General features: G+C 68.1%; 15 protein-coding genes. 4 read left to right on the plus strand and 11 right to left on the minus strand.

Translation table 11 applies throughout. From position 1 onward, the window contains the following. Positions 1-4 precede the first annotated feature (4 nt). The 4 genes from WT53_RS20675 to WT53_RS20690 all read right to left on the minus strand — a co-directional run bounded on the left by WT53_RS20675 (position 5) and on the right by WT53_RS20690 (position 5,842). A complete protein-coding gene (locus tag WT53_RS20675; protein ID WP_034204858.1) occupies positions 5-2,584 on the minus strand; it encodes a penicillin-binding protein 1A in 2,580 nt (859 codons plus the stop codon). A 196-nt stretch (positions 2,585-2,780) separates the two neighbouring features. Next, the gene (gene lhpH / locus WT53_RS20680; RefSeq protein WP_034204859.1) at positions 2,781-3,788 is read right to left on the minus strand and encodes a trans-3-hydroxy-L-proline dehydratase; all 1,008 of its coding nucleotides are present in this window, start codon (positions 3,786-3,788) and stop codon (positions 2,781-2,783) included. A gap of 68 nt (positions 3,789-3,856) precedes the next feature. After that, positions 3,857-4,978: a branched-chain amino acid ABC transporter substrate-binding protein gene (locus WT53_RS20685; RefSeq protein WP_034204860.1), complete on the minus strand. Its 1,122-nt coding sequence runs from the start codon at positions 4,976-4,978 to the stop codon at positions 3,857-3,859. 126 nt (positions 4,979-5,104) lie between these two features. After that, positions 5,105-5,842 carry a FadR/GntR family transcriptional regulator gene (locus tag WT53_RS20690; protein ID WP_034204861.1) on the minus strand — a complete coding sequence of 246 codons (738 nt, stop codon included), beginning with the start codon at positions 5,840-5,842 and terminating at the stop codon, positions 5,105-5,107. A 263-nt stretch (positions 5,843-6,105) separates the two neighbouring features. On the opposite strand from WT53_RS20690, the gene lhpI reads away from it, so the two are divergent. The 3 genes from lhpI to WT53_RS20705 all read left to right on the plus strand — a co-directional run bounded on the left by lhpI (position 6,106) and on the right by WT53_RS20705 (position 8,401). Continuing rightward, positions 6,106-7,041, plus strand: a complete 936-nt coding sequence (gene lhpI / locus WT53_RS20695) for a bifunctional Delta(1)-pyrroline-2-carboxylate/Delta(1)-piperideine-2-carboxylate reductase (RefSeq protein WP_034204862.1) — start codon at positions 6,106-6,108, stop codon at positions 7,039-7,041. Between the two features lie 159 nt (positions 7,042-7,200). Next, positions 7,201-7,605 (plus strand): response regulator transcription factor, encoded by a 405-nt coding sequence (locus tag WT53_RS20700; RefSeq protein ID WP_034204863.1) that lies wholly within the window; start codon positions 7,201-7,203, stop codon positions 7,603-7,605. Positions 7,606-7,621: 16 nt separating this feature from the next. Beyond that, positions 7,622-8,401, plus strand: a complete 780-nt coding sequence (locus WT53_RS20705; protein ID WP_034204864.1) for a helix-turn-helix domain-containing protein — start codon at positions 7,622-7,624, stop codon at positions 8,399-8,401. Positions 8,402-8,430: 29 nt separating this feature from the next. On the opposite strand, the gene WT53_RS20710 is transcribed toward WT53_RS20705, so the two are convergent. The 6 genes from WT53_RS20710 to WT53_RS20735 all read right to left on the minus strand — a co-directional run bounded on the left by WT53_RS20710 (position 8,431) and on the right by WT53_RS20735 (position 12,788). Beyond that, positions 8,431-8,781 carry a hypothetical protein gene (locus tag WT53_RS20710; protein WP_034204865.1) on the minus strand — a complete coding sequence of 117 codons (351 nt, stop codon included), beginning with the start codon at positions 8,779-8,781 and terminating at the stop codon, positions 8,431-8,433. 154 nt (positions 8,782-8,935) lie between these two features. After that, positions 8,936-9,175 carry a hypothetical protein gene (locus WT53_RS20715; RefSeq protein WP_006479066.1) on the minus strand — a complete coding sequence of 80 codons (240 nt, stop codon included), beginning with the start codon at positions 9,173-9,175 and terminating at the stop codon, positions 8,936-8,938. Between the two features lie 16 nt (positions 9,176-9,191). Next, positions 9,192-9,482 (minus strand): DUF1488 domain-containing protein, encoded by a 291-nt coding sequence (locus tag WT53_RS20720; RefSeq protein ID WP_034204866.1) that lies wholly within the window; start codon positions 9,480-9,482, stop codon positions 9,192-9,194. A gap of 111 nt (positions 9,483-9,593) precedes the next feature. Beyond that, positions 9,594-9,992, minus strand: a complete 399-nt coding sequence (locus tag WT53_RS20725) for a DUF488 domain-containing protein (RefSeq protein WP_034204867.1) — start codon at positions 9,990-9,992, stop codon at positions 9,594-9,596. 161 nt (positions 9,993-10,153) lie between these two features. Then, a complete protein-coding gene (locus tag WT53_RS20730; protein WP_034204868.1) occupies positions 10,154-11,356 on the minus strand; it encodes an amino acid aminotransferase in 1,203 nt (400 codons plus the stop codon). Positions 11,357-11,402: 46 nt separating this feature from the next. After that, positions 11,403-12,788 carry an amino acid permease gene (locus WT53_RS20735; RefSeq protein ID WP_034204869.1) on the minus strand — a complete coding sequence of 462 codons (1,386 nt, stop codon included), beginning with the start codon at positions 12,786-12,788 and terminating at the stop codon, positions 11,403-11,405. 318 nt (positions 12,789-13,106) lie between these two features. Between WT53_RS20735 and WT53_RS20740 the strand changes: the two genes are divergently transcribed. Further along, positions 13,107-13,580, plus strand: a complete 474-nt coding sequence (locus WT53_RS20740) for an Lrp/AsnC family transcriptional regulator (RefSeq protein ID WP_006479071.1) — start codon at positions 13,107-13,109, stop codon at positions 13,578-13,580. A 27-nt stretch (positions 13,581-13,607) separates the two neighbouring features. Here WT53_RS20740 and WT53_RS20745 read toward each other — a convergent pair whose 3' ends face one another. Further along, positions 13,608-14,465: an EamA family transporter gene (locus WT53_RS20745; RefSeq protein ID WP_034204870.1), complete on the minus strand. Its 858-nt coding sequence runs from the start codon at positions 14,463-14,465 to the stop codon at positions 13,608-13,610. Positions 14,466-14,844: the final 379 nt, after the last annotated feature.

Here is a 14,844-nt window from a genome sequence, read left to right on the forward strand (position 1 = left end):
TTCATTACTGCGAAGCGCCGGGCGCATCGGGCGCGGCCGGCGCCGACGGAGCCGGGACGGCCGAAGGGGCGACGCCGATACCGGCGCTGCCTCCACTCGTCGCACTGGTGCCTGCCGGCGGCGGCGCAAGCTGCGGCTGCAGTTGCGAGGCGCCCGCCGACAGCGCGGCGGCCGACGCGGCCACTTCGGACGCCGGCACCCATTCCTCGACGATACCGCCGGATGCGGCATCCAGCGCCGATGCGGCGGATGCCGCCGACGCCGCCCCCTCGTCGGCCTCGGCCGGACGCTCGATACGCTGCGTCCTGACCGGCGCGGGCGCCTTCTTCGGCTCGGGCGGGAACCACGTGTCGAACAGGTCGGTCGCGCGCTCGCGCAGCGACGCGAACCAGCCCGGCGACGGCTCGGTATCGAATTTCGCCTTCGTATCGACGATCCGGGCGCGCTGCGCGCGCTGGAAGAAATCGCCGACGATCGGCAGCGCGCTGTGCGCGCCCTGCCCCCAGTAGTCGCTGCGCAGCGTCACGCGGCCGTCGTCGAATCCGACCCACGCACCGGCGACGAGGCCCGGCTGCATCAGGATGAACCAGCCGTCCGCGTTGTCCTGCGTCGTGCCGGTCTTGCCGGCCACGTCGCCGCGGATGCCGAAGCGCGTGCGGATGCTGCCGCCCGTGCCGCGCGTGACGACATCGCGCATCACGTCGAGCAGCATCTTGTCGGTTTCGGCATCGAGCGCGCGCTCGGGCGGCGCCGGTGCGTATTCGGCGAGCACGTCGCCCTGGCGATTCTCGATGCGCGTGACCATCTGCGGCTCGACGTACAGCCCGCCGTTCGCGATCGTCGCGTACGACGCGACCATTTCCTTCAGCGTGACCGGGCTCGTGCCGAGCGCGAGCGACGGCACGCGTTCGAGCGGGCTTTCGCGCACGCCCATGTCGCGCGCCAGCCGCGCGACGGCGGCCGGGCCGACCTTCTCCATCACCTGCGCGGTGATCCGGTTGCGCGACAGCGCGACCGCGTCGCGCAAGGTCATCGGTTTGCCCGTCGGCGGCACGTCGTCGTTCGGCCGCCAGATCTCGCCGCCTTTCAACGGGATCTCGACCGGCTGGTCGATGAACGTGTCGTCCGGCTTCATCCCGCTCGCAAACGCGGCGCCATAGACGAACGGCTTGAACGTCGAGCCCGGCTGGCGCCGCGCCTGCGCGACGTGGTCGAACGGCTCGCGGGTGAAGTCGCGGCTGCCGACCCACGCGCGGATCTGCCCGTCGCGCGGATCGATCGCGAGGAAGCCGGCCTGCACGTCGGTCTTCGACTTGCACAGCGCACGCAGGAAGCCGCGGTCGGCCGCGAGCAGCTTCATCGCCGCCGCGTCGTCCTTGCCGGCGTCCTGCGCGGCCTTGTACTCGGGCGATTCGCGCATGAAGGTGCGGAACACCTCGTTGTCGGTGCCGCAGCCGTCGCGGCCGCTCCATGCGTTGTTCGCGATGCCCTGCAGCTGATTGCCCTGCAGCGTGAGCGCCTGCGTCGCCATCTGCTGGAGGCGCGCGTCGATCGTCGTGCGCACGATCAGCCCGTCCGAGTAGATGTTGTAGTCGTTGCGGTCGGCCCACGCGATCAGCCATTTGCGCAACTGCTGCGCGAAATGCGGCGCCGGCCCGGGCGGCTCCTTCTGGCGTTCGAAGTCGATGCGCAGCGGCCGGCGCTGCAACTGCGCGAACTGCGCCGGCGACAGCTTGCCGTACTTCACCATCTGGCCGAGCACGGTGTTGCGCCGCTGCAGCGCGCGCTCGGGGTTCAGCACCGGGTTGTAGTAGCTGTTGCCCTTCAGCATCCCGACGAGCGTCGCGCTGTCGAGCACGTCGAGTTCGTCGGCCGACTTGTCGAAATAGGTGCGCGCGGCCATCTCGACGCCGTACGCGTTGTACAGGAACGGCACCGTGTTCAGGTAGGTCTCGAGGATCTGGTCCTTGCTGTAGACGGCCTCGATCTTCAGCGCGGTGATCGCCTCCTTCACCTTGCGCGTGAGCGTCGGCGCGCGGCCGATCTCGTCCGGATACAGGTTGCGCGCGAGCTGCTGCGTGATCGTCGAGCCGCCCTGGCGGCTGCCCGAGAACGTATGGAGCGCGGCCGACGCCGTGCGCTTCCAGTCGAGGCCGTGGTGCTCATAGAAGCGGTGATCCTCGGTCGCGATCAGCGCGTCGACCATGTGCGGCGAGATCTGCTTGAGCGGCACCCATTCCCGGTTCGACGGCTTGAATTCGGCCAGCAGCTTGCCGTCGGCCGACAGCACCTGCGCCGGCTGGTCGACGCGCGCCTTGCGGATGTCGCCGATGCCCGGCGTAAACGGAACGAGCACGATCACGTACGCCGCGAACAGCGCCGGCACGGCGGCGGCCGCGAGCAGCACGCCGCGGCGCGTCGGGTGGCGGACATGGTGCCACGCGGTGGCGGCGAGGGGCTTGACCCGCGCGACGGCGGCGGCCGCGACAGGTTGGGCGCGCGCGACCCATCTGGCACACAAGGCACGCACTGACGACACGTTTCGGCGATTCACGCGGGTGGAGCTCGGCTGAAAAGGCTGCATCGTACCAAACTCGCGCGGCCGCCCGACCTGCGGCGGCGTCGGGCCGGCGCACGTGGTGCCGCTTCGCGACGGCGCCGACGCAAAAAAGGCGCGCGCTCCGCGACCGGAACGACGCGCCAAACCTGGTACGACAACCTGAACGCCGCGCAACGAGGTCGCGATGAGGACGCGACGGCGGCGCGACCGGCGCTGCGGCTCAGCGCACGAGAAATCCGTACGTGAGCGGATCGCGCTCGTCGACGATCCAGTTCGCGAACCCGCAGATATGCGCGCTGCCTTCCACTTCCGGGATCACGGCCGGGATGTCGCCGACCGTCGTTTCGCGCAGCACGCGCCCCTTGAAGACCGTCCCGACGATCGATTCGTTGACGAGCGTGTCGCCCGCCGCGAGCAGCCCGCGCTGGTAGAGCTGCGCGACGCGCCCGCCGGTGCCGGAACCGGTCGGCGAGCGGTCGACCTCGCGATCCGCGAACACGCAGCAGTTCGCCTGCGTCGAACCCGCGTGGCGCGGCGCGTTCGCGATGATCGTGCCGTAAATGTGGTTGATTTCCGGGATCTCCGGATGCACGACCGGATACTTCACGTTCGCGGCCGCCTTCACTTCCGCGCCGAAGCGGATCAGTCTTTCGACGGCCGATTCGCGCACCGGCAGGTCGAATGGCGCGCCGTCGACATAGAAATAAAACGCGCCGCCATACGCGATGTCGCCGGTCACGGTGCCGAACGACGGCGTGTCGACCGACACGTCGCGCCGCCAGATGAACGACGGCACGTTGACGAAGTGCACGGGCCCGGCATGTTCGCCGTCCCATTTGACGAAAGCCTCGATGAAGCCGCACGGCGCGTCGATGCCGACCCGCGTCTCCGGCGCCGTGCGCTGCACCCAGCCGAGTTCGACCGCGGCCGTCGATAATGCGATCACGCCGTGGCCGCAATGGTCGCTGTAGCCTTCGTTGTGCACGAAGATCACGCCGAAATCCGCATGCGGCGACACGGGCTCGGTCAGGTAACCGCCGTACATGTCGGCATGGCCGCGCGGCTCGAACATCAGCGCGCGGCGGATCTCGTCGGCGTTCTCCTTGAGCCACGCGCGGCGCTGGACGATCGTGTCGCCGGGCAGCCGCGGCAGCCCGCTCGTGACGATGCGGAACGCCTCGCCGCCGGTGTGCACTTCGACGGTGGAAAGGGATCGGGAAATTTTCATAGTCGATCGAATGCGTTGAAACGAAGGACGGCGGCGGGACCGCCGTCCGGCGACGGGCGGTGCGGCGATTACTTCGCGTACGGTGCGGGCAGCCCGTTGCGGATCACGTAGACGGTGGTCGGCGCGCCTTTCAGGTCGCCGTTCGCGTCGAACGAATAGGTGCCCGCAACACCCGCGTAGTTCGACTTCGCGAGCTGCGCGATCAGCTTCGCCTTGTCGGTGGTCGTGCCGGCCTTGACCATCGCGTCGGCGAGCAGCTTCACGCCGTCGTAGTAATTGACGCCGTAGACCTGCGTATCCGTGTGATAGGCGTCGTGGTACTTCTTCAGGAATTCGCGGCCGGCCGGTGTCTTCTCGAGCGCGACACCGCCCTGCGCGCAATAGACGATCGATGCCGCCTCGCCCGCGACCTTGCCCATGTCGGCCGAGCAGATGCCGTCGCCGCCGAGCAGCTTCGCGCGCAAGCCCCGCTGCTTCATCTGCTTGGCCATCGGCGCGCCCTGCGCCGCATAGCCGCCGAGGAAGATCACGTCGGGGTTGGCGGCCTTGATCTTGGTGAGAATGCCGAGGAAATCGGTGGCCGACGAATTCGTGTATTCCTGGTCGACGATCTTGATGCCGTTCGCCTTCGCGACGTTCATGAACTGCTCGGCGACGCCCTGCCCGTATGCGGTGCGATCGTCGATCACGGCGGCGGTTTTCGCGTTCAGCGTCTTCGCGGCGAACGTGGCCATCGTGCCGCCGAGCTGCTCGTCGCTCGCGCCGATCCGGAAGATGTTCTTGAAGCCCTGTCGCGTGAGCGCCGGGTTCGACGCGACCGGCAGGATCGGCACGCCGGCGTTCGCATACACGCGCGAGGCCGGAATCGCGACGCCCGAGTTGTACGGTCCGAGTACCGCGACGACGCCCTTGTCGACGAGGTTCTGCGCGACCTGAACCCCGGCCTTGGGATCGGCCTGATCGTCGTCCGAAACCAGTTTGAACGTAACGGTCTTTCCGCCGACCTTCACGCCGGCCTTGTTGAGTTCGTCCACCGCGAGCCGCGCGCCGTTTTCGTTGTCCTTGCCGTTGGCGGCCTGCGGGCCCGTCAGCGGCGCCGAATGGCCGATCGTCACGACTTCCTGCGCGTGCGCGGAAGTCAGCGCGCCGACGGCAGCAGCCACCGAGAGCGCGGTCGTGAGGTGTCGCATGATGTCTCCTGATTGGTTTTGTGTGAAACCAATGTAGGACATGCGTGGTCACACCGCAAGCAATTTCAAAATAATTTCGGATATTTTGGTCAATTTAAAGACCAGATCGGCCCGCACTCGGACGTGCTACTTCGGCGCGATATCGCGCCGCACGCGGCGAATGTGCTGTTCGACATAGAACGCGGCCGCATCGGCGTCGCCGGACACGATCGCCTCGTAGATCAGCCGGTGTTCGGACACGTAGAGCCGGATCCGGCCCGCGTCGTAGATGCCGTCGTCCTTCAGCCGCTTCCACAGCGGCTGGTCCATCGTCTTCGCGACTTCGTCCGCGATCTTCACGATCAGCGCATCGCCGGTCATCAGCGCGAGCTGTCGATGAAACAGCCGGTCGCTCTCGTTCCACAGCGCGCGCTGGTGCGGATCGTCGACGTCGGTGATGGTTTCCATCTGCGCGAGATAGCGCTCGGCGCCGGGGTCGGCGCGGCCATGGGCGGCGGCGAGGCGCGCGATCGCGGGCTCCAGGATCAGCCGCACGTCGAGCGTCGACGTCGGGCTGAAGTCGGCCTCGGACGTTGTGTGCGCGTCGCCGCGCTGCGCGAGCACGTCGAGCGGCGCCGCGACGACGTAGGTGCCCGAATTGCGCTTCGTGAATACGAGCCCTTCGTTCTGCAGCGCACCGAGCGCTTCGCGCACGGCCGGCCGGCCGACCTGGAACAGCGCCGCGAGCTCGCGCTCGGACGGCAGCCGCGATTCCGCCGCGTAGCGTCCCGCGCGGATCTCGTCGCGGATCTTTTCGGCTACCTGCTCGTAGATCTGCAGCGGCCTGAAACCGCCTTCGAGTGAGTCGGGACGCGCGGACATCATCGTATGGCTCCTGCCCGTTCGGGGCGTGGATCTGGAATGGGTTCGCACTATACCGGAGCGGCGCGGCCAGTGCGGCAGCGGCGAGCCTTCTGGCCGGATATTAGAACCAAAATCCACGACGCGCTTTATTTTCTGGGTTGCCGGCGCGCCAGCAAGTGGTATAGATTCGATCCACGCTGCCCGGTGTCGCGGTATCCGGCAGACCCGTGGCGGGCGCGGCATGCGTCCGCCGTTCACGCTCACCGACGCCCACGACGTACACGATGACCGCCTCTTCCCCGATTCCCGTTTTCGACGCAGCCGACACGGCCGCCCTGCTCGACTACCCGGCGCTCCTCGCCACGCTCAGGCAAGCGGTCGTCGAGTATGCGGCGGGCGACATCGTCAGCCCCGAACGCCTGGTCGTGCCGCTGCAAGGCGGCGGCGTGATGCTGTCGATGCCGTCGAGCGCCCACGACCTGGCGAGCCACAAGCTCGTGAACGTGTGTCCCGGCAACGGCGCACGCGGGCTGCCGACGATCCTCGGCCAAGTCACCGCGTACGACGCCGCCACCGGCGCAATGCGCTTCGCGCTCGACGGCCCGACCGTCACCGGCCGCCGCACGGCGGCGATCACCGCGCTCGGCATCCAGGCGCTGCATGGCGCCGCGCCCCAAGACATCCTGCTGATCGGCACCGGCAAGCAGGCGGCCAATCACGCGGAAGCGCTCGCGGCGATCTTTCCGGAAGCGCGCCTTCGCGTGCGCGGCACGACAGCGGACAGCGCGGCCGCCTTCTGCGCCGCTCACCGCACGCATGCGCCGCGACTCGCGCCGCTCGACGGCGACGCGGTTCCCGATGCGATCGACGTGGTCGTCACGCTGACGACGAGCCGCACGCCCGTCTACCGCGAACCCGCGCGCGAAGGCCGGCTCGTGGTCGGCGTCGGCGCGTTCACCGCGGATGCCGCCGAGATCGACGCGAGCACGGTGCATGGCAGCCGGCTCGTCGTCGACGATCCGGCCGGCGCGCGCCACGAAGCCGGCGATCTGATCGTTGCGCAGGTCGACTGGCGGCACGTCGCGTCGCTCGCCGACGTGCTGAACGGCACGTTCGCCGGCGGCGGCCCGCTGCTGTTCAAGAGCGTCGGCTGCGCCGCGTGGGACTTGGCCGCGTGCCGCACCGCGCGCGACGCGCTGGCCGCGCGCCGCGCCGGCTGACCCGGACGCGCGATCGTTCGCGCGGCATCGCGTCGCCGGGCCACGCCGGCGGTTTCCCGTACGCGGTGTAGGAAACGCCCTACACCGTGTCGAAGCGGCCTACACGAAGTTCCAATTCGGCCGATTCCAATTTCGGCGGCGCAACACGATACTGCCGGCATGAATGCCAGCCTGTCACCCGCCGCGCTCAGGGTGTTCCTCGTCGATCACGCCGTCGCCGTCCGCCAGCGGATCGCGCTGCTCGTCGGCGCGATCCGCGGCGTCGTCGTCGTGGGCGAAGCCGAAGACGGCCACGACGCGTGGACGCATATCCGCAGCAGTCGCGCGGACGTGGTGATCGTCGACGTGCGGCTCGCGGACGGCAGCGGCCTCGACCTGATCGGGATGCTGTCGAAGGCCGCGCCGCGCATCGTCACGATCGTGCTGACGAATCACTCGGCGCCGGCATTCAGGGAGGCATGCGCGACGGCGGGAGCCGACTATTTCTTCGACAAGACCGTCGAATTCGACGCCGCGTGCCGTGTCATCGAATCCCTGGTGCACGCGCGCGTGCACCGCCCCTGACGAGCCGGAGCGACTCATGTCCACCGCCACCGCCTGCGCCGCCGACGTGTCCGTCGTATCCCGGCCCCCGATTGCCCTGCGCCCGGCCGCGCGCGCCGACGCCGTCAAGCATCCGGCCGCCCGCTGCTCGGCCTGCGCGATGCGCTCGATGTGCCTGCCGCCGCACCTGACGGCCGCCGAATACGGCCGCCTCGACGCGATCATCTGCACGACGCGACAGATTCGCCAGGGCGACGCGCTGTTTCGCACCGACGATCCGTTCCAGAGCATCTATGCGGTGCGCGCGGGTTCGTTCAAGACGGTGATGATGCATCGCGACGGCCGCGAGCACGTGACGGGCTTCCAGATCGCCGGCGAAACGCTCGGGATGGACGGCATCGGCGGCGGCCAGCACTGCTGCGACGCGATCGCGCTGGAAGACAGCGTGGTGTGCATCATCCCGTTCGGCGCGCTCGAAGCCGCGTGCCGCGAAATGAAGCCGATGCAGCACTTCCTCTACCAGATGCTGAGCAGCGAAATCGTGCGCGAATCGAGCCAGATGCTGCTGCTCGGCACGATGTCGGCCGAGCAGCGCGTCGCGCATTTCCTGCTGAACCTGTCGTCGCGGTTCGAGGCGCGCGGCTATTCGGCGACGGAATTCAACCTGCGGATGACGCGCGAGGAAATCGGCTGCTATCTCGGGATGAAGCTCGAAACCGTCAGCCGGATGTTCTCGCGGTTCCATCGCGAAGCGCTCGTCGAAACGCGCGGCAAGCGCGTGCGCATCATCGACGCGCAAGCGCTCGCGCAGGTCTGACGTACGGGGGCACGACGGCCGGTGCGGCATTACCGCATCGCGTCGCCCGCCGCCGCGTCGCGCAGCGCCGCCGTTGCGGCGCCCGCCTGCCACGCGATCAGCGCCTGTTCCGCCTGCGCGAACGCGCGGCGCAGCGCATCGTCCACGTCGGCGCCGACGCACGGCGGCAGCGATCGGCGCACCGCGCCGTGCATCGTCAGGTCGAGCCGCACGTCGTACAGACACGCCCCATCGGCCACCATGCGCGATTCGATCGCGAGTTGGCAGCCGTCGATCCACGCGCGAAACCGTTCGAGCCGCACCAGTTGCGCGCCGGCTTCGGCCTCGAGCGCTGCCGAACCCGTGAATCCGAGGCAGGCGATCTGCATGCCCACGCCCATGTCGTCTCTCCTGACGGGGCCGCCCGCTCGTCGACCGCCTTGCATGTGCCGGCCGCCTCGCGATGCGGCGGCACGGGTGTTTCCCGCGGCGCGGCGCGCATGTTTCGATCGCGGCCGGCCGGTCGTCTGCCCGCGCTTCGCCGCGCGGTCCTGTTCATACGTTGAAGGTCTGCGACGCCTTCATCTCGATCCATGTCATGCCGGCCCGCAACCCTTCGATCATCGCCTCGCGCTCGGTCGGATACGCGTGGCTGTGCTCGAACGTATGATGAAACCGCGCGGCGCCGGCGCCGTGCTCGACCGACACGCGGCAGCGGAACTCGCCCGATTCGCACGGGCGAGTCTCCACTTCGACCGACCAGTCGCGTTCGTGAATGTTGCCCTGCAGTGTCATGCGCCCTCCTGCGGTATCAGCCTTCGAGCCGGAAGTGCCCGCTGTGCAGCAGCACCGGCCGGCCGCCGATTTCCTCCAGCATTCGTCGTGCCATGGCCTCGATGGCCGGCCGGTGCGCGTCGAATGCGCTCAGCAGATCGCGTTCGAGCAGCGAGCGCGCGCCGAAATGGTCTTCCAGCGCCTCGGCGGTGACCGCGCACTGGACGCAACGCCCGTCGACCAGCGCGGAAAACGCGACGACCAGGTCGCGCGCGCAGTATTCCGGCGGCTCGGGTGGGAAAGTGATGTGCATCTGTCGGCCTGTCATCGTCGCGATGGCTCCATGACGAGAGCATAGTGGTGCGCGCGACCGCGCGCTTGACCCACGTCAACCGGTTCGCTGCACCGCACGATCGCGGTGCGGCCGCCCGACGCCGCTTCAGCCCGCGTCGGGCTCGATCGCCGCGCCGCGCTCCGCGAGCAGCTCGCGCAGCACGCTGCGGTGGCAATGGCGCTCGTCGTCGCAGTAGCAGCCGATCGAGAACGCGGTGGTCGCCGACAGCGCGGCCAGCAGGTCCAGCACCTTCGCCGGATCGCCGTGCGCCATCTCCGCGCGGAAGTGGCGCTTGAACGCCTTCCATTCGGCGTCGGTTTCGGCGGCCTGCGCCAGCGCGACGAGCTCGGGGCTCGGCGACAGCGTCGGCAACCATACATCATAGTAGTTGCGCGACGCGAATTCCGCTTTCGGTACGCCGCGCGGCGGCCGCCGCACCGTGCCGATCCGCAGGCCTTCGCCGGCCGCACGCGGCGTGCCGAGCTGGATGATCCGGATGCCCATGTCGCTCCTCTGTCGTGCATGCGTTCCCGTGATCGTACCGCCGCGCCTGCGCGTACGTCAGCCGGGCACCGCACATGACGGCTGCCCAACAAAAAACCGGCTGCTCCCGCGACGGGATACAGCCGGTTCCGCATCGTGCGCGGCGCGCCGCCGCGCCGCGTTCAGACGCCGCTCTTCAGCACCTGGCCGATCGCGTCCGCGACGATGCCGACGTTCGAGTCGTTCAGGCCCGCGACGCACATCCGGCCCGAGCGCAGGATGTACACGCCGTGCACCTCGCGCAGCGCGTCGACCTGCGATTCGGTCAGGCCCGTGTACGTGAACATCCCGCGCTGCTTCACGTAGCGTGTGAGCGCTTCGCCGCTCACGTGGTCGCGCAGGCCGTCGTGGATCGACTGGCGCATCCGCGCGATGCGGCGGCACATCGCCGACAGTTCCTCTTCCCACTGCTTGCGCAGCGCCGGCGTGCCGAGGACGGCCGCGACGACCTTCGCGCCGTAGGTTTGCGGGTTGCTGTAGTTCGAGCGCACGGCGCCGGCCAGTTGGCCGAGCACGCGGTCGGCCGCGGCCGCGTCTTCGCAGACGACGCTCAGGCCGCCCACGCGCTCGCCGTACAGCGAGAAGTTCTTCGAGAACGAGTTCGCGACGAGCGTCGGCACGCCGCGGCGGGCCAGCTCGCGCACCGCGAACGCGTCCGCGTCGAGGCCCGCGCCGAAGCCCTGGTACGCCATGTCGACGAACGGCAGCAGCCCGCGCGCCTCGATCACGTCGATCAGCTTCTCCCACTGGCCTTCGTCGAGATCGACGCCGGTCGGGTTGTGGCAGCACGCGTGCAACAGCACGATGCTGCGCGCCGGCAGCGCGTCGATCGCCGCGAGCATCGCGTCGAACTTCAGGCCGCCCGTCGCCTCGTCGTAGTACGGGTACGTGTTCACCGTGAAGCCGGCGCGCTCGAAGATGAAACGATGGTTTTCCCAACTCGGGTCGCTGAGCCACACCTGCGCATCCGGGAAATAGCGCTTCAGGAAATCGGCGCCGACCTTCAGCGCGCCCGAGCCGCCGAGCGTCTGCAGCGTCGCGATGCGGCCGGCCGCGCGGGCCGGGTGATCGGCGCCGAACACCAGCGATTGCACGGCGTCGCGGTACGCGGCCAGGCCGACCATCGGCAGGTACGGCTTCGGGCCGCTGTCGCGCTGCAGCGCGGTTTCGGCTTCGCGCACGGCGCCCATCACCGGAATCCGGCCTTCGGCGTCGAAATAGATGCCGATGCTCAGGTTGACCTTCCGATCGCGCGGATCTTTCTGGAAGTTCTCGTTGAGCGTCAGGATCGGGTCGCCCGGGTACGCGTCGATGTGTTCGAACATGGCTTGAGTCGGTCTCGTTTGGAAGAAGGGTCGGTCGTGGCCTGCGTCAGCGTGCGGAAACGCCGTCGTGCACCGCAAAGCCCGCATTCTTCTGACGGAAGCGATACCCGATCGCGAGCACCGCGAGCCATACCGGGATCAGGTACACCGACAGGCGGAGATCCGGCGTCAGGTACATCACGACGAGAATGCCGGCCATGAATGCCAGGCACAGGTAATTCGTGAAAGGATAGCCCAGACTGCGGAAGGAAGTCTTCTCCCCGGCAGCCTGCTTGGCCTGGCGGAACTTCAGGTGGATCAGGCTGATCATCGCCCAGTTGATGATCAGCGCCGACACGACGAGGCCCATCAGCACCTCGAACGCCTTGCCCGGCATGAAGTAGTTGACCAGCACGCACACGCCGGTCGCGAGCGCCGATGCGCCGAGCGCCGCGAGCGGGATGCCGCGCTTGTTCACCGAGCACAGGACCTTCGGCGCGTTGCCCTGCTGCGCGAGGCCGAACAGCATCCGGCTATTGCAGTACACGCCGCTGTTGTAGACCGACAGCGCGGCCGTCAGCACGACGACGTTCAGCACGTTCGCGACCAGGTTGCTGCTCAGTGCATGGAAAATCAGCACGAACGGGCTGCCGCCGCTGACGACCTTCTCCCACGGATACAGCGACAGCAGCACGGCCAGTGCGCCGATGTAGAAAATCAGGATACGGTAGATGACCTGGTTGGTCGCGCGCGGGATGCTGCGCTTCGGATCGTCCGCCTCGGCCGCGGTGATGCCGACCAGCTCGAGCCCGCCGAACGAGAACATGATCGCGGCCATCGACATCACGAGGCCCGACACGCCGTTCGGGAAGAAGCCGCCGTGCTGCCACAGGTTCCGCACGGTCGCTTCCGGCCCCGCGTGACCGCTCGCGAGCAGCCAGCCGCCGAAGCCGATCATCCCGACGATCGCGGCAACCTTGACGATCGAGAACCAGAATTCCGTCTCGCCGTACGACTTCACGCTGGTCAGGTTGATCAGGTTGATCGCGACGAAGAACACGAGCGCCGACACCCAGGTCGGCACGCCCGGCCACCAGTACTGCACGTAGATCCCGACGGCGGACAGTTCGGCCATGCTGACGAGGATGTACAGCACCCAGTAATTCCAGCCGGACAGGAAGCCGGTGAAGTGGCCGAAGTACTTGTTCGCGAAATAGCTGAACGACCCCGCGACGGGCTCGTCGACGACCATCTCGCCGAGCTGGCGCATGATGAAGAACGCAACGATGCCGGCCACCGCATAGCCGAGCAGCACGGACGGGCCGGCCATCTTGATCGTCTGCGCGATGCCGAGGAACAGCCCCGTGCCGAGCGCGCCGCCGAGCGCAATCAGCTGGATGTGCCGGTTCTTCAGCCCGCGCTTCAGGCCGTCGCTCTCGTTTCCAGAAACCATGTCTTCTCCACTCTGTCCGCCTCCGCCTGACGCGGTGCGGCGCGCCTCGGTGTGCCGGGCGCTGTTTTGCTGTGCCGGCGGCCGTTCGTGGAGCCGCCGAGTTGGGGGACTGCAATTCTCGCGCGGGGCGTCCGATTCGCGTCGGCGGGCGGCCAGATCGACCGCCGACTCGTTGCCCACGCCGCATTGCTGCGGCCGCACACGAAAATCCGGCGTCAGTTTAGCGTTGCGACGGCGAAATCGGGTTGCGTAACCCGCTCATGCAAACCCTACATTATGAGATAAGATTGCATCCAGGAGACAGATGAGGAAACAAAAATGCCTGAACCGGTCCTCGATCGCATCGATCGCCATTTGCTGTCGGTGTTGCAGGAGAACGGCCGCGCGTCGAACCTCGACCTGGCGAAGGCGGTCGGCCTGTCGCCCGCGCAGACCTTGCGGCGCCACCGGCGGTTGGAGGAGATCGGCGCGATCCGCCGTTACGAAACGCGGCTGTGCCCCGATACGCTCGGGTTCGGCGTCACCGCGTTCGTGCACGTGACGATGGAGCGTGGGCATATCCGCGATTTGTCGAAGTTCCAGAAACTCGTGTCGGATCTCGCGCAGATTCAGGAATGCTTCTCGGTGACGGGCGACATCGACTATGTGCTGAAAGTCGTCGCGCACGATCTGAAAGGGCTGTCGACGTTCCTGCTCGAAACGCTGATGCGCATTCCCGGCGTGAGCGGCGTGCATTCGAGCGTGTGCCTCGACGAGATCAAGTGCACGAGCGCGATGCCGGTGGAAAGCTGACGCGCCCGGCGCGCAGGGCCGATGCGTTCAGCTCGCCGCCTCGAACGCACCGATCAACAACGCTCCCGCCGCAATCACCGCGCAACCGGCCGCCCGGCGCGGCGTCAGCCGCTCGCCGAGATAGACGCGCGCAATCAGCGCCGCGAACACCACGCTCGTCTCCCGCAGCGCCGACACCGGTCCCATTGGCGCGCGATCCATCGCCCAGATCACGATGCCGTAGGCGAGCGCCGCGAACACGCCGCCGCATGCGGCCTTCGCCGTCTCGCCGACCGCCTGCGTCGTCCGCAGCGGTCCCGCCCGCAGCCTGTAGTACGCGGCCATCAGCGCGCCCGTCAGCACGAACATCCACGCGGTATAGCCGACCGTGCTGCCGCTCTCGCGCACCCCGATTCCGTCGACCACGCTGTACGCGGCGATCGACACGCCCGTCGCGAACGCGGTCGGCAGCACCTGCGTCATCCGGTGTTTCGCGCCGCGCCGGCGTTCCAGCCCGATCGCCATGATGCCCGCGCAGATCAGCACGAGCCCGCATTGCGCACCGACGTTCAGGCGCTCGCCCGCGAACGCCGCCGCGCCGAGCGTGACGAGCAGCGGCGCCGTGCCGCGCGCGACCGGATATGCGACGCTCAGGTCGCCGTGTTCGTACGCGCGGACGAGCAGCAGCGTATAGACGACGTGGATCACGGCCGACGCGACGACGCACAGCCAGCTCGCCGGCGCGATCGGTGCGGCAGCCGGCAGGAACAGCAGCGCGAACAGCCCGATCGCGATCTGCAGCACCGTAGCCGAACGCAGCCGGTCACCGCTGCTGCGCACCAGCGCATTCCATGACGCGTGCAGGAACGCCGCGCACAGAACGGCGAACAGAACCGGAATCGGCACGCTGAAACCTCCTTGACGGTCAAGCTGCGCGATGCGCGGCAGGCGTTCATCGTATGAATGCGTCACCGGATTGTCAAAAAAGTGACCGACGGCCCGCCGTAAAGGATTCGGGCGCGTGCTCGGTCGCCCGCCCCGCAACGCGTGCGCCGCGCGCGGCCTGCACGCTGCCCCATGTGACACGGAGGTTGCTGGCGATCTACCCCTTTCCGTTCTCTTTCGCCTCGCACTGCGGCGTAATGGAATCGATACCACGGCGCAACCGTCGCGAAAACACTCCGTCCCCATATCTTCATACGCAACTGTTCCAATGCGCGTGCTCCCTCACGAGCTTCGCGCCGAACCGACACGGCGACGGGGCCGTTCTCCACCATCGAAGACC

It is taken from the genome of Burkholderia sp. MSMB2157WGS (genome assembly GCF_001532755.1).
In the GTDB taxonomy this organism is placed as follows: Bacteria; Pseudomonadota; Gammaproteobacteria; order Burkholderiales; family Burkholderiaceae; genus Burkholderia.

Excerpts from the sequence above, each read along its gene's own strand:
- WT53_RS20675 (WP_034204858.1), bottom strand. The coding sequence starts at position 2,584 with ATGCAGCCTTTTCAGCCGAGCTCCACCCGCGTGAATCGCCGAAACGTG.
- lhpH (WP_034204859.1), bottom strand. The coding sequence starts at position 3,788 with ATGAAAATTTCCCGATCCCTTTCCACCGTCGAAGTGCACACCGGCGGC.
- WT53_RS20685 (WP_034204860.1), bottom strand. The coding sequence starts at position 4,978 with ATGCGACACCTCACGACCGCGCTCTCGGTGGCTGCTGCCGTCGGCGCG.
- WT53_RS20690 (WP_034204861.1), bottom strand. The coding sequence starts at position 5,842 with ATGATGTCCGCGCGTCCCGACTCACTCGAAGGCGGTTTCAGGCCGCTG.
- lhpI (WP_034204862.1), top strand. The coding sequence starts at position 6,106 with ATGACCGCCTCTTCCCCGATTCCCGTTTTCGACGCAGCCGACACGGCC.
- WT53_RS20700 (WP_034204863.1), top strand. The coding sequence starts at position 7,201 with ATGAATGCCAGCCTGTCACCCGCCGCGCTCAGGGTGTTCCTCGTCGAT.
- WT53_RS20705 (WP_034204864.1), top strand. The coding sequence starts at position 7,622 with ATGTCCACCGCCACCGCCTGCGCCGCCGACGTGTCCGTCGTATCCCGG.
- WT53_RS20710 (WP_034204865.1), bottom strand. The coding sequence starts at position 8,781 with ATGGGCGTGGGCATGCAGATCGCCTGCCTCGGATTCACGGGTTCGGCA.
- WT53_RS20715 (WP_006479066.1), bottom strand. The coding sequence starts at position 9,175 with ATGACACTGCAGGGCAACATTCACGAACGCGACTGGTCGGTCGAAGTG.
- WT53_RS20720 (WP_034204866.1), bottom strand. The coding sequence starts at position 9,482 with ATGACAGGCCGACAGATGCACATCACTTTCCCACCCGAGCCGCCGGAA.
- WT53_RS20725 (WP_034204867.1), bottom strand. The coding sequence starts at position 9,992 with ATGGGCATCCGGATCATCCAGCTCGGCACGCCGCGTGCGGCCGGCGAA.
- WT53_RS20730 (WP_034204868.1), bottom strand. The coding sequence starts at position 11,356 with ATGTTCGAACACATCGACGCGTACCCGGGCGACCCGATCCTGACGCTC.
- WT53_RS20735 (WP_034204869.1), bottom strand. The coding sequence starts at position 12,788 with ATGGTTTCTGGAAACGAGAGCGACGGCCTGAAGCGCGGGCTGAAGAAC.
- WT53_RS20740 (WP_006479071.1), top strand. The coding sequence starts at position 13,107 with ATGCCTGAACCGGTCCTCGATCGCATCGATCGCCATTTGCTGTCGGTG.